23 protein-coding genes and 1 pseudogene are annotated in these 24,096 nt (G+C 36.9%); 11 read left to right on the top strand and 13 right to left on the bottom strand.

Features of this window, described 5'->3' with window-relative positions; genetic code table 11:
- Window positions 1-14 precede the first annotated feature (14 nt).
- From CRS_RS07565 to CRS_RS07550, 4 genes are all read left to right on the top strand, one after another.
- Window positions 15-2,033 (top strand): hypothetical protein, encoded by a 2,019-nt coding sequence (locus CRS_RS07565; RefSeq protein WP_142723457.1) that lies wholly within the window; start codon window positions 15-17, stop codon window positions 2,031-2,033.
- Window positions 2,034-3,272 (top strand): hypothetical protein, encoded by a 1,239-nt coding sequence (locus CRS_RS07560; RefSeq protein WP_142723456.1) that lies wholly within the window; start codon window positions 2,034-2,036, stop codon window positions 3,270-3,272. It begins immediately after the preceding gene.
- A gap of 27 nt (window positions 3,273-3,299) precedes the next feature.
- The gene (locus tag CRS_RS07555; RefSeq protein ID WP_142723455.1) at window positions 3,300-3,638 is read left to right on the top strand and encodes a DUF6122 family protein; all 339 of its coding nucleotides are present in this window, start codon (window positions 3,300-3,302) and stop codon (window positions 3,636-3,638) included.
- Window positions 3,639-3,704: 66 nt separating this feature from the next.
- The gene (locus CRS_RS07550; protein WP_142723454.1) at window positions 3,705-4,775 is read left to right on the top strand and encodes a calcium:proton antiporter; all 1,071 of its coding nucleotides are present in this window, start codon (window positions 3,705-3,707) and stop codon (window positions 4,773-4,775) included.
- 46 nt (window positions 4,776-4,821) lie between these two features.
- Here CRS_RS07550 and CRS_RS07545 read toward each other — a convergent pair whose 3' ends face one another.
- On the bottom strand, window positions 4,822-5,202 hold the full coding sequence (locus CRS_RS07545; protein WP_142723453.1) for a group III truncated hemoglobin: 381 nt from the start codon (window positions 5,200-5,202) through the stop codon (window positions 4,822-4,824).
- A gap of 110 nt (window positions 5,203-5,312) precedes the next feature.
- On the opposite strand from CRS_RS07545, the gene CRS_RS07540 reads away from it, so the two are divergent.
- The 3 genes from CRS_RS07540 (at window position 5,313) to CRS_RS07530 (ending at window position 7,310) form a co-directional block, all read left to right on the top strand.
- The gene (locus tag CRS_RS07540) at window positions 5,313-6,284 is read left to right on the top strand and encodes an ion channel (RefSeq protein ID WP_142723452.1); all 972 of its coding nucleotides are present in this window, start codon (window positions 5,313-5,315) and stop codon (window positions 6,282-6,284) included.
- A complete protein-coding gene (locus CRS_RS07535) occupies window positions 6,285-6,773 on the top strand; it encodes a YkgJ family cysteine cluster protein (protein WP_142723451.1) in 489 nt (162 codons plus the stop codon). It begins immediately after the preceding gene.
- Between the two features lie 237 nt (window positions 6,774-7,010).
- Window positions 7,011-7,310 carry a hypothetical protein gene (locus tag CRS_RS07530; RefSeq protein ID WP_142723450.1) on the top strand — a complete coding sequence of 100 codons (300 nt, stop codon included), beginning with the start codon at window positions 7,011-7,013 and terminating at the stop codon, window positions 7,308-7,310.
- Window positions 7,311-7,354: 44 nt separating this feature from the next.
- Here the strand turns inward: CRS_RS07530 and CRS_RS07525 are convergent, their stop codons facing one another.
- The 4 genes from CRS_RS07525 to CRS_RS07510 all read right to left on the bottom strand — a co-directional run bounded on the left by CRS_RS07525 (window position 7,355) and on the right by CRS_RS07510 (window position 11,313).
- Window positions 7,355-7,723: an iron chaperone gene (locus CRS_RS07525; protein ID WP_142723449.1), complete on the bottom strand. Its 369-nt coding sequence runs from the start codon at window positions 7,721-7,723 to the stop codon at window positions 7,355-7,357.
- Window positions 7,724-7,853: 130 nt separating this feature from the next.
- Window positions 7,854-9,212: an NADP-specific glutamate dehydrogenase gene (gene gdhA / locus CRS_RS07520; RefSeq protein WP_142723448.1), complete on the bottom strand. Its 1,359-nt coding sequence runs from the start codon at window positions 9,210-9,212 to the stop codon at window positions 7,854-7,856.
- A 190-nt stretch (window positions 9,213-9,402) separates the two neighbouring features.
- A complete protein-coding gene (gene dprA / locus CRS_RS07515; protein ID WP_142723447.1) occupies window positions 9,403-10,512 on the bottom strand; it encodes a DNA-processing protein DprA in 1,110 nt (369 codons plus the stop codon).
- A 33-nt stretch (window positions 10,513-10,545) separates the two neighbouring features.
- On the bottom strand, window positions 10,546-11,313 hold the full coding sequence (locus CRS_RS07510) for a rhomboid family intramembrane serine protease (protein WP_142723446.1): 768 nt from the start codon (window positions 11,311-11,313) through the stop codon (window positions 10,546-10,548).
- A 249-nt stretch (window positions 11,314-11,562) separates the two neighbouring features.
- On the opposite strand from CRS_RS07510, the gene CRS_RS07505 reads away from it, so the two are divergent.
- Together CRS_RS07505 and CRS_RS07500 are read left to right on the top strand one after the other, a co-directional pair.
- Window positions 11,563-12,489, top strand: coding sequence for a DUF3078 domain-containing protein (locus CRS_RS07505; protein ID WP_142723445.1), 927 nt, complete (start codon window positions 11,563-11,565; stop codon window positions 12,487-12,489).
- Window positions 12,490-12,719: 230 nt separating this feature from the next.
- On the top strand, window positions 12,720-13,643 hold the full coding sequence (locus CRS_RS07500) for a DUF3078 domain-containing protein (RefSeq protein ID WP_142723444.1): 924 nt from the start codon (window positions 12,720-12,722) through the stop codon (window positions 13,641-13,643).
- A gap of 74 nt (window positions 13,644-13,717) precedes the next feature.
- Here CRS_RS07500 and sufD read toward each other — a convergent pair whose 3' ends face one another.
- The 5 genes and pseudogenes from sufD to CRS_RS07475 form a co-directional block, all read right to left on the bottom strand.
- On the bottom strand, window positions 13,718-15,025 hold the full coding sequence (sufD, locus tag CRS_RS07495; protein ID WP_142723443.1) for a Fe-S cluster assembly protein SufD: 1,308 nt from the start codon (window positions 15,023-15,025) through the stop codon (window positions 13,718-13,720).
- 32 nt (window positions 15,026-15,057) lie between these two features.
- A pseudogene (locus CRS_RS07490) lies at window positions 15,058-15,449 on the bottom strand (four helix bundle protein).
- A gap of 30 nt (window positions 15,450-15,479) precedes the next feature.
- Window positions 15,480-16,223: a Fe-S cluster assembly ATPase SufC gene (gene sufC, locus CRS_RS07485; protein ID WP_142723442.1), complete on the bottom strand. Its 744-nt coding sequence runs from the start codon at window positions 16,221-16,223 to the stop codon at window positions 15,480-15,482.
- A gap of 234 nt (window positions 16,224-16,457) precedes the next feature.
- Window positions 16,458-17,906 (bottom strand): Fe-S cluster assembly protein SufB, encoded by a 1,449-nt coding sequence (sufB, locus tag CRS_RS07480; protein WP_142723441.1) that lies wholly within the window; start codon window positions 17,904-17,906, stop codon window positions 16,458-16,460.
- A gap of 83 nt (window positions 17,907-17,989) precedes the next feature.
- The gene (locus CRS_RS07475; protein ID WP_101238641.1) at window positions 17,990-18,319 is read right to left on the bottom strand and encodes an iron-sulfur cluster assembly accessory protein; all 330 of its coding nucleotides are present in this window, start codon (window positions 18,317-18,319) and stop codon (window positions 17,990-17,992) included.
- A 212-nt stretch (window positions 18,320-18,531) separates the two neighbouring features.
- Between CRS_RS07475 and CRS_RS07470 the strand changes: the two genes are divergently transcribed.
- Both CRS_RS07470 and CRS_RS07465 read left to right on the top strand, forming a co-directional pair.
- Window positions 18,532-19,482 (top strand): GLPGLI family protein, encoded by a 951-nt coding sequence (locus tag CRS_RS07470; protein ID WP_142723440.1) that lies wholly within the window; start codon window positions 18,532-18,534, stop codon window positions 19,480-19,482.
- 12 nt (window positions 19,483-19,494) lie between these two features.
- Window positions 19,495-20,334 (top strand): GLPGLI family protein, encoded by an 840-nt coding sequence (locus CRS_RS07465; protein WP_142723439.1) that lies wholly within the window; start codon window positions 19,495-19,497, stop codon window positions 20,332-20,334.
- 63 nt (window positions 20,335-20,397) lie between these two features.
- Here the strand turns inward: CRS_RS07465 and CRS_RS07460 are convergent, their stop codons facing one another.
- The 3 genes from CRS_RS07460 to ribH form a co-directional block, all read right to left on the bottom strand.
- Entirely contained in the window at window positions 20,398-21,261 is an 864-nt protein-coding gene (locus CRS_RS07460; protein WP_142723438.1) for a neutral zinc metallopeptidase, read from the bottom strand.
- 66 nt (window positions 21,262-21,327) lie between these two features.
- On the bottom strand, window positions 21,328-23,406 hold the full coding sequence (locus tag CRS_RS07455) for an alkaline phosphatase family protein (protein WP_142723437.1): 2,079 nt from the start codon (window positions 23,404-23,406) through the stop codon (window positions 21,328-21,330).
- Between the two features lie 168 nt (window positions 23,407-23,574).
- The gene (ribH, locus tag CRS_RS07450) at window positions 23,575-24,093 is read right to left on the bottom strand and encodes a 6,7-dimethyl-8-ribityllumazine synthase (RefSeq protein WP_002982386.1); all 519 of its coding nucleotides are present in this window, start codon (window positions 24,091-24,093) and stop codon (window positions 23,575-23,577) included.
- Window positions 24,094-24,096: the final 3 nt, after the last annotated feature.

The following is a 24,096-nucleotide window of genomic DNA, read 5'->3' as shown; positions in this document are numbered from 1 at the left end:
TCTAAACTATAGTCATGAAATCTATCTTATTAAAAACACAGAAAATTATTTTCGTACTCTTTGGCTTTACTTTGTCTTTTGCCCAGAACAGCATGAAAATTCCGTCTGATGCTGTATTTTATATGGAAGTCAACGGGAAACAGCTGAATAATAAAATCAACTGGAATAAATTGAATCCTTTGCTGAATGAACTCAGCAAAAAAAGTAAAGAAAATCTTTCCTGGACAGATTACTCCAAAACCGGAATTAAATACGATGATGTTCAGTATCATTATGCCAGTTTTAATGATTCTATTAAATCTTACAACACCCACTTTATCATTGATAATAAAGAAAAATTTCAGGAATTCATCAATTCTGTAAAGAAAAAAGGGCAGGAGATCTCCAGCAGAAAGAACTATTCTTACGTGGATATCAATGATGATATTTTTGTTGCCTGGAACGGAAGTCGTGCAGTTCTCAGCATGATCAGCTATACCAAACCTTATAAAGATCTCTGGGCTACGGAAGCTGTCGCTGACAGTGCCTCTGTTGCTGTTGTAGACAGTGCTGCCGTAGATGCCGGAGATACAGCTTATACGGATGAACCTGAAAAACCATTTGATTATAAAGAAGAAATCAGAAATCTGAAGGAGGATATTAAATACCTGAAGGAAAGTATTAAAGATAACAACAACGAAATCGCAAGAATCCAGAAAGATATCAAATATCTTCAAAAACATCATAAATATCCTGAAGAAAAAGAAAATGCTGAAAGTCCTGAAAATGGAGAAGAAATGCCTGACAGTGCATATGGCGAGGAAGAGGAAAAAGCTTTCCAGAAAGAACAGGACTCTATCCGCAGGGAAAACTTCAGGATCGTTAAAAAAAATGCTGAGGACAGGTTTGATCAATACTTCAGTTCAAATCTGGAAATTGAAGTTCCCAAAGAAATGCTGAAATTCCGGGATGCCAACTCAGATGTATTTGTGTACACAGATTATGGAAGAATTGTGAATGAAGGAATCTACGGAAAGATGACAAAGTATTATAGCTACGGACAGTTTTTCAAAAATATGTATGATTCCAATTACTCTTACAATCTGTATTTTGATAAAGATAAAGTAAGACTGGTCAATAATTATCAGCACAAAAATGCAGGTATACAAAACAGTGTATCAGCTATTTACAAAGGGAAGAAAAATAAGAAACTGCTGGAACTTATCAATGAGAAAAGTGTTGGCTACTATGCTATGAATATAAATGGGGCAAAGTGTTTTGATATGATGTACAGTCTTCTTCAGAATTCCGGAGAAAATGAGTATAAAAAAGAAATGGAGCTGATCATGGAAACCATGAAGATTGTTCTGGATGAAGAAGCGATTGCCAAAATAGCTCCGGGGAATGGAATCTTTGTTTTAAACGAGCTGAAATCCAAAACAGTAGAGTACACGGATTTTGAATATGATGCTGATTTCAACGAAAAAGAAGTAAAGAAAACTAAAGAAATTGCTGTTCCTAACTTCACTTTTGCTTTTGCAACAGAAAATGAAGGCTACTGGAATCGTATTTTTGATCTGCTAGCGACTAACAAGAAATTTTCTAAAAGATTCTCTAAAAAAGGAAGCATGTACACCTTTAAAGAAGAGAAAGATGGAGGATATATTGATCAGCTGTTCTTTACAGTGAAAGACGGAGTGGTATATCTGATGAGTTCTGCCGACAATATTTTATCTGTACACCAGTCAGATATTTCCAGAAAATGGGCAAAAGACTCAGCTAAATATCCTTTATCCGGGAGACTTGATATTCAAAAGCTTTTAACGGGTTTAGATAAAGAATTTAAAAGCCCTAAAGAAAGAAAAACATTGGATGCCATCAGAAAAAATGTAGGAGAGCTGTATTACAAAACTGAAGTGAAAGGAGAAAGTATTCAGACTGAAATGAATTATAACATCAAAGATTCTTCAGAAAACAGCTTAATGTACTTCTTTGATATATTTGATCAGGTTTTTAAATCAAAAGAAACAGAAAAGAAACCACAAATTTTATAAATGAACAAAAAGAGGATTATTGTTCCGTTACTATTATTGCTTATTACTGTGGTATATTTTGTGGTTTTTCATAAGAATAAGAACCTCAGATATATTCCTCAGAATGCAGATGTGGTTGTTTTAATTGACACAAAGAAATTAACGGAACAATATCTCTTCAGCCTAGCAATGCACCCTTCAAGGTGGCCCGGAGGTAAAGCAAAAAATAAAAGCTCTGGCTCATTCAAAGATTCAGGGATCAGAATTCCAGATTTTTTACAGATTTTCCATATTAAAGACACCGGGTTCTCCGAATGGTATACCATTTTAGAACTTAAAGACTCCCAGCGATTCATTGGTTTTTTAAAAAAACAGAAGTTTACGGATAAAGGAGATAACCATTTTCAGAAGGATCAGATCTTTCTTATGGTGGAAGGAAATCATTGTGTGGCAGGGATTTCGGATCTTGCTTTTGAGACTATACGGAAGCAAATGCTTCATAATTCTGCGAATACCGTTTGGAATGCAGATCAGTTTATTCAAAATACTTTGGGAAGTATTTCATTCATTTCAGGACAGAAAATTCAAAACTTTTCCATGACGTTAAATGATGATGAAATTGAGATCAGAAACAATTCAAACCCGGAAATTTTTGACAGAATTACCTCCATGCTTCAGAAAAGAAATCATTTTCTTGAAGTGGAACTTGACAAAGAAAATATCAGAAATTTCAGCCGTTTTTTCAATAAAAGTATTGCTGATTCCTCACGGGTGATTGCTTTAAAGGGCACTGCAGACCTCGAACAGGTCAATGATACCATTATCGGCTATGAATATGATGATAACTTTAATGAAGTGGAAAAGAAGACCATTCAGAAGATTACACAGCCCAGCTATAAAATGGTTATTCAAAGCAACGATTCAGGAAAAACCTGGGAGTATTTCCAGTCCAGGAAATGGATCAATGATGAAAATCAATTCACCGCAATTCCATTTCAACCCAATCAAATCAGTAAAACAGATAAGGGAATTGTCATACAGTCAACAGGGAAGCAAGTGAAGTTATCACCTCAGTTAAACGAAAATTACTTCCTGATCAGAAATAATGCCTTGCTGTATTCATCTTTAAAAATATTGACCAGCAGTGAGAAAAAGATCATTTCAGACATTGATTACGTTCTGTATGGAAATAAAGCAAAGGATTACTGGTTGAAAATAAAAGTGAAGAAAGGAGATTTACCCTTAATTTTACGGTGGTAATCATAGAAACTGAAAAAATATCCATTAATGGCTCCATCAGAAATTGCTGTGCTCAAAACATGCACACATTACTTTTTACATTTTGTGTTTCCGGTCTTTATAGCATTGGTTTTTTATCCTAAAAACTGGAAAAAAGTATATCTTATACTACTGGCTACAATGCTTGTAGACCTGGATCATCTTTTTGCCAATCCGATTTTTGATCCGTCAAGGGGAAGCATTGGCTTTCATTTTTTACACTCCTATTATGCCATTGCGGTGTATTTTTTGATGCTGTTTTTCAGAGGCAATGTCAGAATTATAGGAATTGGGCTTCTGTTTCACATGTTGACAGATTATCAGGACTTTAACTTCTGGCCTCATTAAAATAACATTAATATTTTCTTTTGATATTGAAAATAATATAGATTTTTTGTATTTTGTAGTCACTTTATGAAACCTAAAGAATTCTTACATTACACCTATATTTTTCCTCTCCTTGCGGTAGGGTACTACTTTTCCGGATTGATGGGAACAGGAGTTCTTTATGATATTCTTGCAGGTATTTTATTGATTGGTAGTGTTTTATCAGCAGTACATCATGCTGAAGTTGTAGCGCATAAAGTAGGAGAGCCTTTCGGAACCATTATCCTGGCTCTTTGTATCACCATTATTGAAGTGGCACTTATCATCTCACTGATGGTTGCCGGCGGAGATCAGGCGATCACGCTGGCCAGGGATACCGTTTTTGCTGCTGTCATGCTTATTCTCAACGGAATTCTGGGAATATGTATTCTTGTAGGTGGCGTTAAATACCATGAGCAGTTCTTTGCAAGAACCTCAGCAACTACCTATCTGGTAAGTATTGTTTCCATTCTGGTGCTTACGCTGGTTCTGCCTAATTTTACATCAAGTGTAAACGGACCTTTCTACAATGAAGCCCAGCTTATTTTTATATCCATTGCCTGTCTTGTGATTTATGGTGTATTCCTTATGGTACAGACAGTGCGCCACAGAAGCTATTTTATTGTTCCTGATGAGCATCCGGAAGAACATTATATTCCTACGTTAGGCAAAACACTGATAAGCTTTGTTTTTCTGCTTATTTGTCTCGCCATTGTGGTACTTATGGCAAAAGGATTATCAGATACAATTGAAGATATGGTAAGAAGCCTGGGGGCGCCAAAATCCCTGGTTGGGGTTATCATTGCCGCCGTTGTTCTTCTTCCTGAAGGGGTTGCTGCTATTCGTGCGGCAAGGGCTAACCAGATTCAGTCCAGCTTAAATCTGGCATTAGGATCTGCGCTGGCAAGTATCGGATTGACTATTCCGGCAGTTTCAGCAGTATGTATCATGTATGATATCCCATTGGTCCTTGGTCTGGATAAAAAAGACGTTATTTTGCTCTCTTTATCAGTATTTATCGTAATGCTTTCCCTGAGCCGCGGAAAAACAAATATCCTGTATGGTACTGTTTTATTAGTGAATCTGGCGGCTTATATCTTTACGGTAATAGTTCCTTAATAAGCTGAATTATATTGATATCTCGGATCTCTCGAATAGATTTCTCTTACAGTCTTCTTGCTAAATCCATTTTGAAGGCCATCAGTTTTGCTATATTTTCGGATTTATAAATCGCCATATCAGCATTTTCTCCTACGAAATTTTCTTCAATGGTGATTCGCCAGAGCTCAAGCCATCTGTCAAAATGTTTCTGCTCCATGGCCTGCATTTCATTAATGGGGAAGTGGACTCCCATCGGATTTCCTTTATAAGTCATCTGTCCAAAAAGGATAGATTCCCAGAAAGAATACATTTTTGGAAGATGTTTTTCCCAGTTTACTTTAGCAATATCATTGAAAAAGAATCCTATGGTATCATCTTTAATTACCTTTGCATAAAATGAGTTGACAAGGTGTTCAATGTCCTCTCTTGACTCCAGTTTTTTCATACTTCAAATGTACTCCAAAATCGATTTAAAACTCAAATGAATCAATTGATAAAATTCATCAAAACAATATTTTATCTTTGCATCACAAACGGTAAGAAAATGCTTTAAAAATGACAGGAGGTTTCAGAAAAAAGATCCGTCAGAAAAATGCGGAGAACAGTGGTTTCGGAACCAATGCATCCGGAAGGTTTATCAATAAGGACGGTCTCCCGAATGTCCAGAGAAGGGGCGTGAATGTTTTTAACAGGCTAAGCTGGTATCATACTATGCTGAATCTTTCATCATTCCGCTTTATTTCCTATCTGGTTATTGCCTACATTCTGGTAAATCTGCTTTTTGCTATGATCTACTATCTGATTGGTGTAGAGCATCTTACCGGAATTGACAAAAGTGATCCGCTAAACGAGTTTATTGATGTATTTTTCTTCAGCTCACAGACCTTTACCACAGTAGGATACGGAAGAATAGCACCGGTAGGCTTTTTGGCAAGTCTTGTCGCTACTTTTGAAGCTTTTTTGGGATTGCTTACCTTTGCCATTGCAACCGGTCTTTTTTACGGAAGGTTTTCAAGGCCACGGGCCTATCTTAGATTTTCAGATATAGCATTGATTGCTCCTTTTCAGGAATCTTCGGCATTAATGTTCAGGCTTGCTCCTTATAAAAATAATGCCCTCACAGATGCAGACGTGATTGTATCTGCAGCCATTGAAGTCATAGAAAACGGGATTGCCAAAAGTAATTTTTACCGGCTTGAAACTCAGCTTAGCAAGATTAATACGTTAGCTCTCAACTGGACTGTAGTACATAAAATTGATGAGAATTCTCCTTTTTATGGCTTTTCTGAAGAGGATTTTAAAAATACGGATATTGAACTTATCGTACAGGTACGCGCATTTGATGAAGTGTTTTCTAACACTGTGGTTCAGCGTTCTTCATATACTACCGGAGAAATCGTCTATGGGGCAAAATTTGTCCCAATGTTTTATCCGAATAAAGAAAATCTTTCCACAATACTGGATCTGGACAAAATCAATGAATATAAAAGAGAAGAGCTTCCGGATTTCGTGAGAAACAAAGAATAAATGAATTTAGATTTTTATAAAAAACAGGCTGTACAGAAGCAGAAGGAACACAAGAAATTTCTGGACGGATTAAAGAAAAAACCGCCCAAAAATCTTGATTATATAGTGCAGGAAACCCATGATGAAGTTTTTGAGGAAATTGATTGTCTTCAGTGTGCCAATTGCTGCAAAACAACAGGCCCACTCTATACAGAAAAAGATATTGAACGTATCGCCAAACATCTGAGAATGAAACCTGCAGACTTTGAAGCCAAGTTTCTAAGAGTAGATGAAGACAATGATAAAGTACTGCAGAACCTTCCTTGCTTTTTCCTGAACAGTGATAATACCTGTTCAATTTATGATGTAAGACCAAAAGCCTGTCGTGAGTACCCACATACAGACCGGAAGAAAATTTATCAGATTAATAATTTAATGCTGAAAAATACATTGATCTGTCCTGCTGCATTTGAATTTGTAGAAAAAATGATGAAGAATATTTCGAAATAGATTTCAGGTAGGGAGCAGTAAGATAGGATAGGGAAGGTTTGATAATGAGCTGTTTTAGTTAGAATTTTTACTGAAATAAACTTCCGGTTTCCAGTACGCTGCTTCCGGCTAAATCAAACGATTTTATTTTTGCAAAATCCTCTTAAATAATCATAAAGTACGTTAAATAAGCTATTTACGCATAATTTTATATTTGAAGCTTCGTTTAAGTTAAACAATCATTTAAATATTATCATTATGAAAAAGTTATTTTTAACGGCAGCGTTTACATTAGTCGGAGTAATCGCAGTATCAGCACAATCAACGCCACAAAAGCCGGCCGATACTTCTACTAATAACCCAACGACAACTCAAACCCAACAACCGAATACCCAGACTACAAGTCCTTCGGATCCAAAAACTCAGGAAAAATCACCTGCAACTACAACGGAGACTGCCCCGGCAACTGATCCATCAGTAAGTACAACGCCTACGGATGTAACCAAGCCTGCAGATACCCCTAAAGAGGAAAAGAAAGACAAGAAAAAGAAAAAGTAAAAGCACTTTAGCAAACACTAGTCGGAATCCTGAAATCCTGTATTTCAGGATTTTTTTTGTTCGACTTCTTCCACTTTGTATAAAAGAATCTTAGTGATCAGATCCAGAGGAAGGCCTTCCATCATGGGAAACTGAACCGCTCCTTTTGAAAATTTATACTTCCTTTCTTCAAAATCTTTCTCAAAATTTCGGATGCCCTCAGCTCCGGGATAGAATCCGATATGTTTTTTATACCCTGCAAAATAAATCAAAGGCTTTCCTTTGTAGCGGAAAGCAGGCATCTGATATCCAATATATTCCTCAATATCCGGAACCTGCGAATGAATTGCTTTTCTCAGCTCAAGTAGTTTTTTCTGTATTTCTATGGGGAACAGAAGAATGTATTCATCAATATTTTTAAAGGTGTCTTTCATTGCATAAAAATAAAAAAAGCACTGCATATAGCAGCGCTTTCTCCTTTCACTTTTTACTTTTTTCCCATTACCCCGGGAACAGGCTATATCAAAAAAGGTCGGGAATTTCTCCCAACCTTTGTATTTTCTGTTACACCACTCCCTGAGCCAACATTGCTTCTGCTACTTTTACGAAGCCGGCAATATTTGCACCTTTTACGTAGTTTACATAACCATCTTCGTCTTTTCCGTAGTCTCTGCAAGCCTTGTGGATACCGATCATGATTTCCTTTAATCTTGCATCAACTTCTTCAGAAGTCCAGTTAAGACGGATAGAGTTCTGGGTCATTTCTAATCCTGAGGTAGCAACACCTCCAGCATTGGAAGCTTTACCAGGAGAGAATAATACTTTATTGTCTAAGAAATAGTTGATGGCATCTAATGTAGAAGGCATGTTAGCTGCTTCTGTAACACAGATGCAACCGTTTTCAACTAATTTTCTTGCGTCATCTAAATCTAATTCGTTTTGAGTTGCAGAAGGGAATGCTACATCACATTTTACTTCCCAAGGGCGTTTTCCTGCATGGAATTCAGCAGATGGATATTTTTTAGCATAATCTTCAGCTCTGTTGTTTCCTGAAGATCTAAGTTCCAGTAAATAATCGATCTTTTCTCCGCTGATACCGTCTTTATCATAGATATATCCGTCAGGACCGGAGATCGTAACTACTTTAGCACCTAGTTCCGTTGCTTTTTTGATAACTCCCCAGGCAACGTTTCCGAAACCTGATACGGTTACAGTTTTCCCCTGGAAATCCTGCCCGATCGTTTTAAGCATCTGCTCAGCGAAGTATACAACACCATATCCTGTAGCTTCAGGTCGAATCAGTGATCCTCCGTAAGCAAGACCTTTTCCTGTAAGAACTCCTGTAAACTCGTTTCTGATTTTCTTGTATTGTCCGAATAAATATCCGATTTCTCTTGCTCCAACACCGATGTCTCCTGCAGGTACATCTGTTTCAGGACCAATATGTTTGCACAATTCTGTCATGAAAGCCTGGCAGAAACGCATCACTTCCATATCAGATTTTCCTTGCGGATCAAAATCTGAACCTCCTTTACCTCCTCCCATTGGAAGAGTCGTTAAAGAGTTTTTGAATACCTGTTCGAAAGCTAAGAACTTAAGAACTGACAAGTTTACAGTAGGGTGGAAACGGATTCCTCCTTTGTATGGTCCAATAGCAGAGTTCATCTGAATTCTGAAACCTCTGTTAACCTGAATTTCTCCTTTGTCATCAACCCATGGAACTCTGAAAATAATAATTCTTTCAGCTTCAGCCATTCTTTCAAGCAGCTTCATTCCGGTATATTCTTTTTTCGTAGCAATGAACGGAATTACAGTTACGGCAACTTCTTTTACAGCCTGTAAAAACTCCGGTTCGTTGGGATTTTTTGCTTCAATTTTTGCAATAAACTCTTGGATTTTCTGGTCAATATTATATTGTTCCATATATTAAGGTTGAATATTATTGTCAACAAATTTAATTTTTTTTTCAAGATTCACAACACTATATTTTAACATTGTTAAAAATTAAATAATAATGTTTCGTAATATTATTAAATTGATAATTTATCTTCAAATTTTATTAAAAATGAAATGTTATGTGTGAAATAATGCAATATTAAGAAATCATTAAATCTTAAATTGCTGTGAATTGTCTCCCGGAAAATGATTTTACTTTCCCTAAAAGTTCCAATTCCAAAATTATTGGTAAAATTTTGTGGGTGGATACGTCAATTTTTTGTGACAAATCATCCAGAGAAATCTGAGGATGATTTTTGATGGATTGATATATTATCTCTTGATTTTCAGATAATTGTATGCCGGTCTCGCTATGAGGAAATAGTTCCTCCATTTTTTCTTTGGGAGCATTCAGCCCCAATAGTTTTATAAGATCTTTTATGGTAGAAATAGCCGTTGCTTTATTATGGAAGATCAGCTGGTTACATCCCTGGCTGTAAACGTCTGTAATTTTTCCGGGAAGGGCAAAAACATCACGGTTATAATCATTGGCAAAAGCTGCTGTGCTTACAGATCCGCCTCCAAAACTGGTTTCCACTACAATAATTGAAGGTGACATTCCCGCAACGATTCTGTTTCTCTGGATGAAGTTTTCACGGTCCGGTTTTCTGGATGAACAGAACTCTGTAATTAAAGCACCTCCCTCCTGAAGGATCTTTTCAGAAAGCTTTCTGTTATTTGCAGGATATAAATATTGAAAACCATGTGCAAGAACTGCTACAGTAGGTTTTTGGTTACGAACAGACTGTTCATGAACTTCTTTATCAACTCCTAAAGCGAGTCCGCTTACTGAGGTATATTTCGAAAACCGGGTGGATTCAAAGAAGTCTTCAATAAACTGACGGCCATAAGCTGTCATATTTCTGGTACCTACAATGCTTACTTTTGGAAGAACATTGTCAATGTTTCCTTTTTGATAGAGAATTGCGGGAGCATCAGGACATTCTTTGAGGAGAGTTGGGGTTTCGTTAAGATGTTTTAGTCTTATTTTGATATTATTTTTTTCGCAAAAATTTACTTCTTCTTCTGCGAATTTCAAATGATTGCTGTTTCCGATGTCGGAAACCGTTTTCTGACCTATACCTTCCAGTTTTTTATACTCTTTTTTTGCTCTTTTCCATGCTTCCTGAGCGCTTCCAAAGGTACGGATGAGTTTATGAAAATGAATGTCACCAATCTGGCTGCATTCGCGGAGAGCGATTGCGTAAAAATATTCTTCGGAACTCATATGTGTTTTTTTTCAAATGTAGTAAAATAAGTTTTATCTCTTCCTTAATTCATCCAAATGGTCCCAAATGTCATCTTTTTTCTTGTAAGGAAGCTCCATAAAATCTTCAGGATGGTTTTCCTTGTATTCCTGCCACAGTTTGTCGTCCTTCTCACTGTAATAATTCGGAAACTCCCAGATGAATTTTTTCTTTTTTTCACCTACATTTTTAAAAGCAAATGCTATAATACTTCCCACTACAGCTCCAGAAAGATGGGCCTGCCATGAAATCTTACTGGGTTCCTGCATATTGTAGAACAGCTCTTCAGGAAGCATTCCCCACACTAAACTTCCATAATATAAAACTACAAGCATTGAAATGGTGAGAAGTTTTGTATTCCATTTGAATACCCCGCTGAAGAAAAGGAAAAAAGCAAGAACATATACCACACCACTGGCTCCGATAGTACAGGTATACATATATTCTCCGGTTAGAATGTCAATGGGAGGAAGAAGCCATACCAAAAGTCCTGTTGCCAGCCAGCCGATAATAAAAACCTTATTGGCGACCAGAGGATAAAACTGATAAAGCAAAAACATAAGTGCTGCTATTGGGATAGAATTCCCTATAATATGATCAGTATTTCCATGTAAAAGAGGTGATGTAACGATACCAAGCAATCCCTCAGGCAAAAGAGGAATAATGGCTCCAAAACAGCTTTGGAAAAAGCCCTGCATTTGTAAAAAGTACCCGAACCACATTGCAGAAAGCATCAGCAATGGATATATAACCGCTCTTTTGGAAATTACATTCTTAAACATGGGAATTTAACGTCAAATCAAAAGCCAATGATAAATTTCGGAAAATTTGTCGATGAATGGGTTGCTATCAAACTGATTTTAAGACAAAAGGTATCAATTTAATTTTTGAACTTATTATTTTGGCATTGATTTTATAGAGATATCTTGTTATTAGGTGATTAAACTTTAGTGAAAATCGATTCTTTAAAGGTGAATTTACCTTTTAAAAAAATTATATTAATATTTTTGCATTGAAAATTATTTAGAGTAATGAAGAAGTTTTTATTGATTCTTTCCTGTTTTATAGGAATATATGCAAGTGCACAAGAAGAATTGAAAAAAGATTCCGCAGTAGTAGACACAGTAAAATACTGGTCAGTGTTAGGAAAAAACACATTAATGATCAACCAGGCTGCCTTTTCAAACTGGGTAGGTGGTGGAGCCAACAACGTAGGGTGGCTTGCCGGTGTCAATTACAATCTGACCTATGAAAAGGATAAAGACCTTTGGGAGAATATCATCATACTGGGCTATGGGCAGAATGACACAAAAGGATTGGGAATAAGAAAAACTCAGGATCTCATTAATGTTTCTACCAATTATGGGAGAAAATTTTCAAAAAGCTGGTATTTCTCTATGGGAGCAGGATTTCAATCACAGTTTGCTGCAGGATATGAAGACGGAAACAATCCCGAAGCTAAAAAAATCTCAAACTTTATGGCACCTGGCTACCTGAACGTCGGGATGGGTATTACATACAGGCCAAACGATGATCTTACGGTTACCCTACGCCCTACCAACGCCAGATGGACATTTGTTCTGGACAAAGACCTCCAGACGGCAGGAAGCTACGGTTTAAAGAGTGATGGTGATACTTCCTTACTGCAATTCGGTTTTCTGGGAACGGCAATATACAAATTAAAAATTATGGAAGATATTTACCTGACCAATACAGCGTCTGTCTTCTCGAATTACCTTGACCGTCCGGACAGGCTGGTTCTGGCTTATGGAGCTTTACTGAACCTGAAAGTAAACAAATATATTTCATCCAATGTAACAGTAGATTTGCTGTACGATCATAATCAGATTGAAAAGACCCAGCTGAAACAAACCCTCGGAATCGGATTCGCCTATACACTGGATAATGGAGTGAAGCGCTCTGACCGTAAAGACAGCCAGTGGTGGATCAAAAAATAGTATAGAATATAATATATTTCAAAGTATAGCACTTCAGATATGAGGTGCTTTTTTGCTTTTTAACTTCTGTAATTTTAAGTTGGTTTAAGTTTAAACCGGAATAGGCTTTCATTTAAATGGTTTGTTTTCACTGTATTATCAAGGGAAATTTAGCTTTGTTAAATTCATTTTATAGTGAATTTTATTCTGTCAAAAATTATTATTTTATACATTTGTAACAAATCGACATTATGAAAAAAATTTTATTGATCAGCTCTGTCTCTTTTGGAGCGTTAGCGCTGGCCCAGGAGACTAAAACAGATGCTCCGGCATCAGACACTGTGAAAGCCTGGTCTATTCAGGGGCAAAATACATTAATGCTTAATCAGGCTGCCTTTTCAAACTGGGTAGGTGGGGGAGCCAATAACGTAGGCTGGCTTGCCGGTGTTAATTATAACCTGACCTATGAAAAAGGAAAAGATCTGTGGGAAAATATTATTGTTTTGGGCTATGGACAAAATAACACCCAGGGAACAGGAGTAAGAAAGACCCAGGATGTTATCAATCTTTCAACCAATTATGGTAGAGAGTTTGCTAAGCACTGGTATTTCTCAGCAGGTGCAGGCCTCCAGACTCAATTTGCTCTAGGGTACGAAGATGGCAATAATCCGGATGCTGCCAAGATTTCGAATTTTATGGCACCTGGATATCTGAATTTAGGAGCCGGGGTTACCTATCGTCCCAATGATAATCTTACAGTAACTTTGCGTCCTGCGAACGCAAGATGGACTTTTGTTTTAGACAAAGATCTTCAGAAAGCGGGAACTTATGGTCTTAAAAATGATGGAGATTCTTCTCTTTTCCAGTTTGGGTTCTTGGGTACAGCCATGTATAAATTAAAGATTATGGAGAATATAAGCCTTTTAAATACAGCTTCTGTCTTCTCAAACTATCTTGACCATCCGGAAAGACTGGTTCTCGGATATAGCGGAGTTTTAAGCATGAAAATCAATAAATATATTTCCACCAACGTTACTCTTGATCTGTTGTATGATCATAATCAGATATGGAAAACACAGTTGAAACAGACATTAGGTGTAGGTCTGGCCTATAATATTGATAATGGCAAAAAGCGTTCAGATAATAAAGATAACCAAAGTTGGTTAAAAAAATAGAATGGCAAATTCTGTCATAAAAATACAAAAGCACTTCATTTTGAAGTGCTTTTGTGTATAAATATATATAAGTTTTAAAATTCTATATCAACTTCTAATTTCTCTGCCAATAGCTTTGAGATCTTTTGTTTAAGAGGTTCTATATCAATGTTCTGCATGGCATCATTTGCGAAAGCATATAAAAGTAATGCCTGTGCTTCTTTTTTAGAGATCCCTCTTGCTCTCAGGTAGAATAATGCATCCTCATTCAATTGGCCTACGGTACAGCCGTGAGAACATTTTACGTCATCAGCAAAGATCTCTAATTGAGGTTTAGTATCGATACTCGCTCCTTCACTTAGCAAAACGTTGTTGTTCTGCTGGTAAGCATTTGTTTTCTGAGCGATTTTATCAACAAAAACTTTTCCGTTGAAAACTCCGTGGGCATTACCATCGAAGATTCCTTTATAGTTCTGATAACTTTCACAGTTCGGGAAGTTATGGTGAACCGCTGTATGATGGTCAACCAACTGGTCTTTTCCGATGATAGTGATTCCGTTCATGAATGAATTGATATTTGATCCGTTATGAATGAAATCAAGATTGTTTCTTACCAGCTTACCTCCGAAAGAGAATGTATTTACAGTTGTTAAGCTGTCTTTCTCCTGTTTTGCGAAAGTATTATCGATAAGATAGGTTGTGTTGTTATCGTTCTGAAGTTTGTGCCAGTCAGCTTTCGCATTCGGATATGTAAAGATCTCTGTTACAGAGTTGGTCAATACATAAGTACTGTCAAAATTATGGTGGCTTTCAATTACTTCTACTTTTGCTCCCTCTTCTACGATCAAAAGATTTCTTGTATTGTAGAACGTGTTTTCATCCTGATTCTGAGAAATATAGAAAACGTGGATTGGTTTTTCAATCACTACATTTTTAGGAACTTTTAAAAAGAATCCATATTTGCAGTAAGCCAGGTTTAAGTTCGTGAAAGCCTGTTTCTTAGATGCAATGGTATTAAAATATTTTTCAAAAACCTCTTTATGCTTCTCATCGTTCAACGCATAGTTGAAAGAAAGGAACTCTACATTTTCAATAGAAACTTTTGAAAGTTCTTTGTGAAGTTTACCGTTTACAAAAACAATCCAATCAAAGTTTTCTTCTCCAAGGTGCAGCTCATCAAACTGCTCTTTAGTGATATTGTGGTGTTCTTTCGGGAAGAAGTTGTAGCTTTTTTCCGTGATCTCCTTTAGATTGGTATATTTATATTCTTCGTCTTTTTTAGTAGGAAAACCAATATTGGTAAATCTTTGAAGCGCCTCTTTTCTTTCATCATCCAGAAATCTGTGACGAAGACTCTCCAAAAATTCATTATGGTTCTCTATAATTTGTTCTTTTAAACTCATGTTTATTGAAATTTGAAATTTGAGATTTGAAATTATGAGCGGTTAAATTTATTTCCGTTATGTTCAGTAGTTTTTAAATACTTCATAAAACCTGAAATCATTTTTGATAAATCCGCATAATCTTTTTTCAAATCATTAAATTCATTCTCGTTAATAAAATCTCTATCAAATGCTCTGATCAACTGAGATCTTACTTCTCCACATGATCCTTTCGACATAGATAAAAATTAATAAACTCTTTATTTCCTTCCCTTTCAAAACCTTCTGCAATATTATCCATTACAGAGGCAGATGAACGGTCGATTTGATTTTTAATATTTTGACTGCAATTTGAATTTTGTATTAGTGAGATGAAAATTTTTTGGCATAATTCCCTGGATTTTTTCCATATATCTAAATCCTCAAAATTATTTATAGTGGCCATAATTTCAAATCTCAAATATTTAATTTCAAATTAATTAAGAAGCCAGTCGTAACCCTTTTCTTCAAGTTCTAATGCTAAAGACTTATCACCTGTTTTGATGATTTTCCCGTCTGCCAGCACGTGAACGAAGTCAGGCTGAATATAATTAAGCAATCTTTGATAGTGGGTAATCAAAAGAACTGCGTTTCCCTCGTTTTTAAAATAATTTACTCCGTCTGCTACGATTCTTAATGCATCGATATCAAGTCCTGAATCGGTTTCATCAAGAATAGCCAACTTAGGATTAAGCATCATCATCTGGAAGATTTCGTTTCTTTTCTTTTCACCTCCGGAGAATCCCTCGTTCAGTGATCTTGAAAGAAAATCTTTTTTGATTCCCAGTTTTTCAGATTTTTCACGGATTAAGGCTAGCATTTCTTTTGCCGGCATTTCTTCCAGTCCGTTTGCTTTTCTTGTTTCGTTCAAAGCAGCTTTGATAAAGTTCGTTACAGAAACTCCCGGAATTTCCACTGGATATTGGAAAGAAAGGAAAATTCCTTTGTGAGCTCTATCTTCAGGAGCATCTTCACTGATGTCTTGTCCTTCGAAAAGAATCTCTCCACCAGTCACTTCGTAATCTTCTTTTCCTGCGATTACAGAAGAAAGGGTAGATTTACCAGCTCCATTCGGTCCCATAATGGCGTGAACTTCGCCCGGCTTTATTTCAAGATTAATACCTTTTAATATTTCTGCGCCATCTTCAATTTTGGCGTGAAGGTCTTTAATTTGTAACATTCTTGCTAACTTTTGCTTTATAATTGTGTGAGCTTCTCATCGTGTATTCACTTTGTCTTTTACTGAAGTATTTCCTCAGCGGACAGATAGAAGCTTTTTATATTTTATTTTACTAATAATCTTCTGTGAAGATTATAATTTATCTTCCGTTGATAACGGTTAATCATCCGATAAAAACACTGAAAACCTTGCCTTTAAATCAGTTGGTTTTTATCTGAAAATCCTTTTAAAAGATTATCCTACTGATCCTTCTAATGAAATTTCAAGTAGTTTCTGTGCTTCAATAGCAAACTCCATTGGAAGTTTATTTAGAACTTCTTTACTGAAGCCATTTACGATCAATGCAATAGCTCTTTCAGTATCAATACCTCTCTGATTACAGTAGAAAATCTGATCTTCCCCGATTTTTGAAGTAGTAGCTTCGTGCTCTAACTGTGCGGAAGGATCTTTGATTTCTATATAAGGGAAAGTGTGAGCACCACATTCATTACCCATCAGCAAAGAATCACACTGGGAGAAGTTTCTGGCGCCTTTTGCAGAAGGCATTACCTTCACCAGCCCTCTGTATGAGTTCTGAGATTTTCCTGCGGAAATACCTTTGGAAATGATCGTTGATTTGGTGTTTTTACCAATGTGGATCATTTTTGTTCCTGTATCAGCATACTGATGGTTGTTGGTTACTGCAATAGAGTAGAACTCACCGATAGAATTGTCTCCTTTAAGGATACAAGACGGATATTTCCATGTTACTGCTGAACCGGTTTCTACCTGCGTCCATGAGATTTTTGCATTTCTCTCGCAAAGCCCTCTTTTGGTTACAAAATTGAATACCCCTCCTTTTCCTTCTTCATTACCCGGATACCAGTTCTGAACCGTTGAATATTTGATTTCAGCATCGTCTAATGCAATAAGCTCCACAACGGCTGCGTGAAGCTGGTTCTCATCTCTTGATGGTGCTGTACATCCTTCAAGATAAGAAACATAACTGCCTTCATCTGCAATTACAAGAGTTCTTTCAAACTGTCCTGTTCCTGCCTGGTTGATACGGAAATAAGTGGAAAGTTCCATTGGACATCTTACTCCTTTAGGAATATAACAGAAACTTCCGTCAGAGAATACTGCGGAATTCAATGCTGCGTAAAAGTTATCCCCTCTCGGAACTACTTTTCCAAGATATTTTCTTACTAAATCAGGATGGTTTTTAATGGCCTCAGAAATAGAACAGAAGATAATTCCTTTTTCTGCCAATGTATCCTGGAAAGTGGTTTTCACAGAAACGGAGTCCATGACAATATCTACGGCAACTCCTGAAAGCCTTTTTTGTTCCTCGATATTAATCCCTAGCTTTTCGAATGTTTTCAATAATTCAGGATCTACTTCATCAAGGCTTGCCAGCTCTGGTTTTACTTTAGGAGCAGCATAGTAACGGATTGCCTGAAAATCTGGTTTTTCATATTTGATATTTGCCCATTCAGGCTCTACCATTTTCTGCCAGATTTTGAAAGATTCCAGACGCCATTCAGTCATCCATTCAGGCTCTTCTTTTTTAGCAGAGATCGCACGGATGATATCCTCATTTAAACCGATCGGGAAATCTTCATAATCAATCTTCGTTTCCCAGCCGAATTCATATTTTTTATTTTCTAGATCGACTCTTAAATCGTCTTCTGTATATTTACTCATTATTTTTTTTTAGATTTCAGATTTTAGATTTCAGAAGTCAGAATAGCTCCGAGGTCTGAAATCTAGGATCTAATGTCTTTTCTCTAAAGACTAAATGATTCCCCACATCCGCATGTTCTGGATGCATTCGGGTTGTTAAAAACAAACCCTTTTCCGTTCAATCCTCCTGAATACTCAAGAGTTGTTCCTGCTAAATAAAGGATGGATTTTTTATCTATAATAATTTTGATGTTATTATCTTCAAAAATCTGATCTGCGTCTGTTTTTTGGTTGTCAAACTTTAAAACATACTCTAAACCAGAGCATCCGCCGCTTTTCACCCCTACTCTTATATAATCTTCAGCAGGGTTAAAACCATCTTCCGTCATCAACTGGATGGCTTTCTCCTTTGCATGGTCTGATACTTTTATCATTGTATTTATTTAGAATGATTTAATGATGCAAAAATACGAACTAATTTCCGCAATCTCAAATCGAAGATATCTATTTTAATGATTCTGATATTAATAGCTGTTTTAGATGCCGCTATTAATGATAAAATCAAGTGAATTTATCTTATGATGTGAAGATTCCTTTCCTTATTTTAACTTTGAAAGCTATTTTCGATCTATAAAGAAAATTGGTAATGAAACAAAAAATAACTGCTTTTTTTGTATTGTTCTTCATCACGGTATCTTATGGGCAGACAACAAGATTTGTGTATGAAACACTGGTTAACCCGGATTCAATCAATCTGGTCAGTATGAAAAGTGAAAGAACTTTTCTGGATATTAAAGAGGGACGTTCCCTATTTATCAGTGAGAATAAACTGAAAAGAGACTCTCTTTTTACTTCTATAAGATCAGAAGCGAAAGAAACTCAGAAAAAAGAGGAAAGAGATTTTTCAAAAATGGAGGGGAGAAAACATCTTGAACCTACTTTTTTTGAATATTTTATTACCAAGGTTATTCCGGAACAGAAAGTGTATTATTATGAAAAAGCTGCCGGAAAGCAAATTTACTATGAGGAAGACAGGCCCATAAAATGGGAAGTGACAAATGCTGTTGAAAAACAAAACGGATATTCGACCCAAAAGGCAGTGACAGAATTTGGCGGAAGAGTCTGGACGGCATGGTTCACGAAAGAGATTCCTTTGTCTGACGGGCCTTACAAATTCTCAGGACTGCCAGGACTGATTGTAAAACTGGAAGATGACAAAGGAGATTATAAATTTGATCTTGTTAAAAAAATGATGATTAAAAATGCCTTTGAAGAACAGATAGATCCTGATGCTAAACAAAGTACAAGGATTAATTTCCATGGTGATAAAGCAGCTCTGGAACTTGAGTTTGGTAAAAGCAGAAAAGCAATGGCAGGAAATAATGGTGGTGGAAATATGAATTTTGGTGGCGGAAGACATCGTGGCGGCATGGGTGGAGGAATGAACGGAGGAGGAATGAGAGGCGGTGGCCATGGCGGTGGCGGAATGCACAGAGGAATGGGTGGTGAAAATCAAGGAATACCGGTCTCAACAGGTTCGTCTGGAGAAGTACCTTCTTTTACCAATACAGCCCAGAATCCAATTGAATTAAAATAAATAAAAATATAAATGAAAAAATTAGGTATTATCGCATTGGCACTCTTCATACAGAATGTTTCTGCACAGACAAACAGATTTGTGTATCAGGTGACTATGAAACCTGATGTGGAAAATAAAACAGATATCAAGACTGAAAATGCTTATCTGGATATTTCTCCGGAAAAATCTTTGTTTTATTCTGAAAACAGAATCAAAAGAGATTCTATTATGCAAAAGGCATTTCAAGGCGGAGGCGGAAGAGGAAGTATCAACAGGGACCAGATGGAAAGTTTGAGATCCAATATCAACTATTCTGTAGAAAAGGATAAGACCAGTCAAAAGACTTACTTCAAAGACAGGATTGGCCGTGACATCTATTCGTATGAAGAAGACAGACCGCTGAACTGGAAAATTGAATCAGAAACTAGAAAAATAGGCGAATATAAAGTTCAGAAAGCGGAAACTGATTTTGGAGGAAGAAAATGGACTGCCTGGTTTACCACGGATCTTCCTTATCAGGACGGTCCATATAAATTTGGTGGACTTCCGGGACTGATTGTAAAAATAGAAGATGATAAAGGAGATTATTCTTTTGATCTCATGAAAAATTACAAAATCGCGGAGTTTCCGACTTTGAATCAGTTTGGAAATACTTTAAAAGTAAAAAGAGCTGATTTTGTAAAACAGCAGCAAAAGTTTAAAACAGATCCAATGTCATTTATGAATCAGGGTGGTGGTGTAGCTGCACCCATGAGAATTGGAGGCCCTGGCGGGGGAGGAAATCAGAATCCTGCTGATATGAGAAAGAGAATGGAGGAGCGGATAAAAGAAGAAGCTAAGAAAAATTCTAATCCAATCGAATTGCAATAAATGAAAAATGCGGTCTTCATCTAAGGCCGCATTTTATTTTATATGATAATAGCTATGGTGAAACTATTTCAACAGTTGGTTGAAAGTATCACCCTGTCTGATATCTCCGGTGTTGTACCCTTTCATAAACCATTCTTTACGTTGCGCAGAGGATCCGTGGGTAAAGCTTTCCTGGTTTACATAGCCCTGTGCTCTTCTCTGAATGTTGTCATCTCCAACAGCTTCAGCAGCATCTATGGCGGACTCAATATCTCCAGGTTCCAGGATATGTTTGCTGTCATTGGTTCTTTTTGCCCAGACGCCGGCATAAAAATCTGCCTGCAATTCTGTAGCAACAGAAACTCTGTTCATTTGTTCTTCAGAATATCTTCCACTTCTTCTTAATGCATCTACTTTTTGGGTAGTTCCCAGAAGTGTCTGAACATGATGGCCTACTTCATGAGCCAGAACGTAAGCTACTGTAAATTCGGTTACTTTGGCGCCAAACTTTTGCTGAAGTTCATTGAAGAAGCTCATATCCATATAAACTTTCTGATCAGCCGGACAATAAAATGGCCCCATGGCAGACTGCGCTGTACCACATGCTGAAGAAGTTGTATTTTCGAAAAGAACTACCTGAGGAGCACTGTATGTCATTCCATTTTCCTTGAAGATTTGATCCCAGGTAAGGATATTCCATTTGGCCATCATGTCGACCATTTCTCCAACCTGCTTTTCACCGGCAGTGAGTTCTCTTTGCTCTCCGGAATTTCCTGAAGACTGTATACTGCCGGAATTCAAAATACCGGATGGGTCACCACCCAAAAAGAATACGATGGCGGCTATAATTAAGGTTCCGAGTCCGCCTCCTACGATCATACCGCCACTTCCACCTCCTGAACCACGGCGGTCATCAACGTTTCCGCCTCTGTCGTCTGTCCATTTCATACTAATAAATTTATCGGTTAATTTAAATATTTTAAGCCAAACTATATGCGAAAAATATCTAGATATTTATCTGTTAAGTTGTTTCGTTTTTAGCCAGTAGGAAGTAGACTGATAGGCTGATACAGCATCATCTACCAGTTTCTGATCCTGCTTTTTTAATAAATTTTCGTCGTAATACAGCTTAAATTCCGGGGCAAGGTCGCTTTTTTCCAGTTCCAATGAATACTGTTTTACTTTTTTCACCGGAGAGATAATGGTGAGGCGTCCGTCTTTTATAAGCCCCAGATCCTGATAAGTAGCCACATAGGCTTTAGGCTGGAATTCCTGTCTGAAGACATCCTGTCCTAAAAACTTAGACTGATAACTGAAATTCAGTAATCCGAAAAGGGTAGGCATCAGATCTATCTGAGACATCAGGGCATTAAACTTCTGAGGCTCAATAAATCCTTCAGAAAAGATCATTGCGGGAATTCTGTATTTGTCCATCGGCAGCTCTGTTTTTCCGGCACTTGAAGCACAATGGTCAGCAATAATGACAAAGACTGTATTTTTATACCAGTCCTGTTTTTTAGCCATATCAAAGAACAGTTTAAGAGAATAATCGGTATATTTTACCCCTCCTTCACGTGATTTTGCTGTTCCCGGAATATCGATTCTTCCATCAGGATATGTAAACGGTCTGTGATTGGAGACTGTCATCCAGTGATTGAAAAACGGTTTCCCTGATTTAGCTTCAGCATTCATTACCTGGATCGCTTTTTTGGCCATATCTTCATCAGCAACACCCCAAACATTGGCAAACGTGATCTCTTCCGGTTTAAAGTTGTTTCTGTCTACGATATCATACCCGTTTCCCTGGAAGAAATCCTGCATATTATCGAAATAGCTATAGCCTCCATATAAAAACTTAACATCGTATCCTTTGGATTTAAAGACACTCCCGGTTGTGAATTTATTTTTATTGTCATCTCTTTTGATGATACTTTCTCCCGCAGTAGGCGGAATACACAAGGTTAATGCTTCCAGCCCGCGTACCGTTCTGTTACCGGTGGCATACAAGTTTGTAAACATCAGTGATCTGTCTGCAAGACTGTCCAGGAAAGGAGTGATCTTCTGTGTATTGCCGTAATGTTCCATGAAATCTGCAGAAAGGCTTTCAATAGAGATCAATACTACATTCTTTTTCATTTCCGGCTGCTCGGCGGTAACTGCTCTTGATAATGTATGCTGTGGATACTGGCTCAGGAAATTTTTTTCAGCCTGCTGCTGGTTAATCTGCGGATAAAACTGGAAATAATCCAGTTCATTATGCGTAAAGGCCCAATAAAATTTTGGAATTCCGTTCGCTTCAATTTCGTCAGCAAAAACATTGTCTGACCTGATCTGCATCAAAGAAGGTATAGCCAGTGAACTGAGAGCGCAAAGCACTATAAAACAGCCCAGAAGTACCATTTTTTGTTTAAAATCAGGAAGTTCCAGCAGTTCGTTTTTTGTTTTTTTATAAATGAACCATGTGATCGTAAGAGTGACAATCATGATCCCGGAAAATAATGGAATAACCGGATAACTTTCCATGATATTTCCGATCACTTCATTTGTATAGATAAGATAATCTACTGCAATAAAATTATAGCGTACCCCGAATTCATTATAAAAGAAGTATTCACTTACTCCGTTAAAGATAATCAGGAGAACATATAAAAATAATGTGGTGAAATATAATGTGTTCCGGATTTTTATTCTTTGTGTAGGCAGGAACAGCATTAATCCGAAGAAAAGAGTCTTTATTCCTACAAAGACAAGGGCAATTTCCATGACAGAGCCACCATACTGCTTAAAAATATTGTTTGGTACAAGCCAAATATAAAGAAAGAACAGAACCAGTGCTCCCAGAATAATGTAACCGTAAGGTTTTCTATATTTTGAATTGGATAAGAAGAGGAAATAAAGGGCGAGAAGAGAACTGGCCAATATGAAAACAAAAACATCATTCACCAGGCCTATGAGCAGGACCTTTATGACTTCAAAAAATCCAAAACTGGCTGTAGTAATAGGATGGAAAAAGAATATTGTTCTTATTATCAACGAAATAATAAGATAAAAAACTCCTAAATATAGGAACGGTTTTATTTTTCTTAAAAACATGTATGTACTGTCTTTATTAGTTTACACAAAGATAGTTTTTGTACAGAACTTTTGATATAAAAAAACAAAAACATGCTCTCTGCTAAAAAGATTTATTTTAGAAATATACCAATAAAAAAGGACTATTAAAAAATAGTCCTCATTATATTTTGTTAAGGCGAATCTGGTTTAAGAGTGTCCAAAGCCGATATTCCCTTTTTTATCGGATAATTTCTTTTTAAAATCGATCATTCTGAGAGCTGTTACAGCGGCTTCCACACCTTTGTTCCCAAGATCACCACCGCTTCTAGCGATAGATTGTTCCTTTGTATCATCTGTCAATACACAGAAAATAGTAGGCGTATCTGTCATGATATTGCAGTCTTTGATACCCTGTGCTACTGCAGAGCATACATAATCAAAATGTGGAGTCTCCCCACGGATTACGCATCCGATAGAGATTACCGCATCATATTTTCTCTCTTTGCACAGCTGCATGCTTGCATAGCTTAATTCAAAAGCTCCCGGAACCGGGAAAAGCTTAATGTTTTCAGATTTTACACCTTCTTTTTCAAGGATTTCCAAAGCTGCATCACGAAGGTTGTACGTTACAAAATCATTCCACTCAGAAAAAACAATGCCGATAGAAAAATCTTCGGCATTCGTTATATGAAGTGGCTTGTAATCGGAAAGATTAACTGTTGCCATTTT

This window comes from Chryseobacterium sp. ON_d1 (assembly GCF_006829085.1).
Lineage (GTDB): Bacteria > Bacteroidota > Bacteroidia > Flavobacteriales > Weeksellaceae > Chryseobacterium.
This window is presented reverse-complemented; position numbering and strand designations above follow the sequence as displayed.

What these genes read in the sequence shown, in the direction of transcription:
- CRS_RS07565 (WP_142723457.1), top strand. Translation starts at nt 15, where the DNA reads ATGAAATCTATCTTATTAAAAACACAGAAAATTATTTTCGTACTCTTT.
- CRS_RS07560 (WP_142723456.1), top strand. Translation starts at nt 2,034, where the DNA reads ATGAACAAAAAGAGGATTATTGTTCCGTTACTATTATTGCTTATTACT.
- CRS_RS07555 (WP_142723455.1), top strand. Translation starts at nt 3,300, where the DNA reads ATGGCTCCATCAGAAATTGCTGTGCTCAAAACATGCACACATTACTTT.
- CRS_RS07550 (WP_142723454.1), top strand. Translation starts at nt 3,705, where the DNA reads ATGAAACCTAAAGAATTCTTACATTACACCTATATTTTTCCTCTCCTT.
- CRS_RS07545 (WP_142723453.1), bottom strand. Translation starts at nt 5,202, where the DNA reads ATGAAAAAACTGGAGTCAAGAGAGGACATTGAACACCTTGTCAACTCA.
- CRS_RS07540 (WP_142723452.1), top strand. Translation starts at nt 5,313, where the DNA reads ATGACAGGAGGTTTCAGAAAAAAGATCCGTCAGAAAAATGCGGAGAAC.
- CRS_RS07535 (WP_142723451.1), top strand. Translation starts at nt 6,285, where the DNA reads ATGAATTTAGATTTTTATAAAAAACAGGCTGTACAGAAGCAGAAGGAA.
- CRS_RS07530 (WP_142723450.1), top strand. Translation starts at nt 7,011, where the DNA reads ATGAAAAAGTTATTTTTAACGGCAGCGTTTACATTAGTCGGAGTAATC.
- CRS_RS07525 (WP_142723449.1), bottom strand. Translation starts at nt 7,723, where the DNA reads ATGAAAGACACCTTTAAAAATATTGATGAATACATTCTTCTGTTCCCC.
- gdhA (WP_142723448.1), bottom strand. Translation starts at nt 9,212, where the DNA reads ATGGAACAATATAATATTGACCAGAAAATCCAAGAGTTTATTGCAAAA.
- dprA (WP_142723447.1), bottom strand. Translation starts at nt 10,512, where the DNA reads ATGAGTTCCGAAGAATATTTTTACGCAATCGCTCTCCGCGAATGCAGC.
- CRS_RS07510 (WP_142723446.1), bottom strand. Translation starts at nt 11,313, where the DNA reads ATGTTTAAGAATGTAATTTCCAAAAGAGCGGTTATATATCCATTGCTG.
- CRS_RS07505 (WP_142723445.1), top strand. Translation starts at nt 11,563, where the DNA reads ATGAAGAAGTTTTTATTGATTCTTTCCTGTTTTATAGGAATATATGCA.
- CRS_RS07500 (WP_142723444.1), top strand. Translation starts at nt 12,720, where the DNA reads ATGAAAAAAATTTTATTGATCAGCTCTGTCTCTTTTGGAGCGTTAGCG.
- sufD (WP_142723443.1), bottom strand. Translation starts at nt 15,025, where the DNA reads ATGAGTTTAAAAGAACAAATTATAGAGAACCATAATGAATTTTTGGAG.
- sufC (WP_142723442.1), bottom strand. Translation starts at nt 16,223, where the DNA reads ATGTTACAAATTAAAGACCTTCACGCCAAAATTGAAGATGGCGCAGAA.
- sufB (WP_142723441.1), bottom strand. Translation starts at nt 17,906, where the DNA reads ATGAGTAAATATACAGAAGACGATTTAAGAGTCGATCTAGAAAATAAA.
- CRS_RS07475 (WP_101238641.1), bottom strand. Translation starts at nt 18,319, where the DNA reads ATGATAAAAGTATCAGACCATGCAAAGGAGAAAGCCATCCAGTTGATG.
- CRS_RS07470 (WP_142723440.1), top strand. Translation starts at nt 18,532, where the DNA reads ATGAAACAAAAAATAACTGCTTTTTTTGTATTGTTCTTCATCACGGTA.
- CRS_RS07465 (WP_142723439.1), top strand. Translation starts at nt 19,495, where the DNA reads ATGAAAAAATTAGGTATTATCGCATTGGCACTCTTCATACAGAATGTT.
- CRS_RS07460 (WP_142723438.1), bottom strand. Translation starts at nt 21,261, where the DNA reads ATGAAATGGACAGACGACAGAGGCGGAAACGTTGATGACCGCCGTGGT.
- CRS_RS07455 (WP_142723437.1), bottom strand. Translation starts at nt 23,406, where the DNA reads ATGTTTTTAAGAAAAATAAAACCGTTCCTATATTTAGGAGTTTTTTAT.
- ribH (WP_002982386.1), bottom strand. Translation starts at nt 24,093, where the DNA reads ATGGCAACAGTTAATCTTTCCGATTACAAGCCACTTCATATAACGAAT.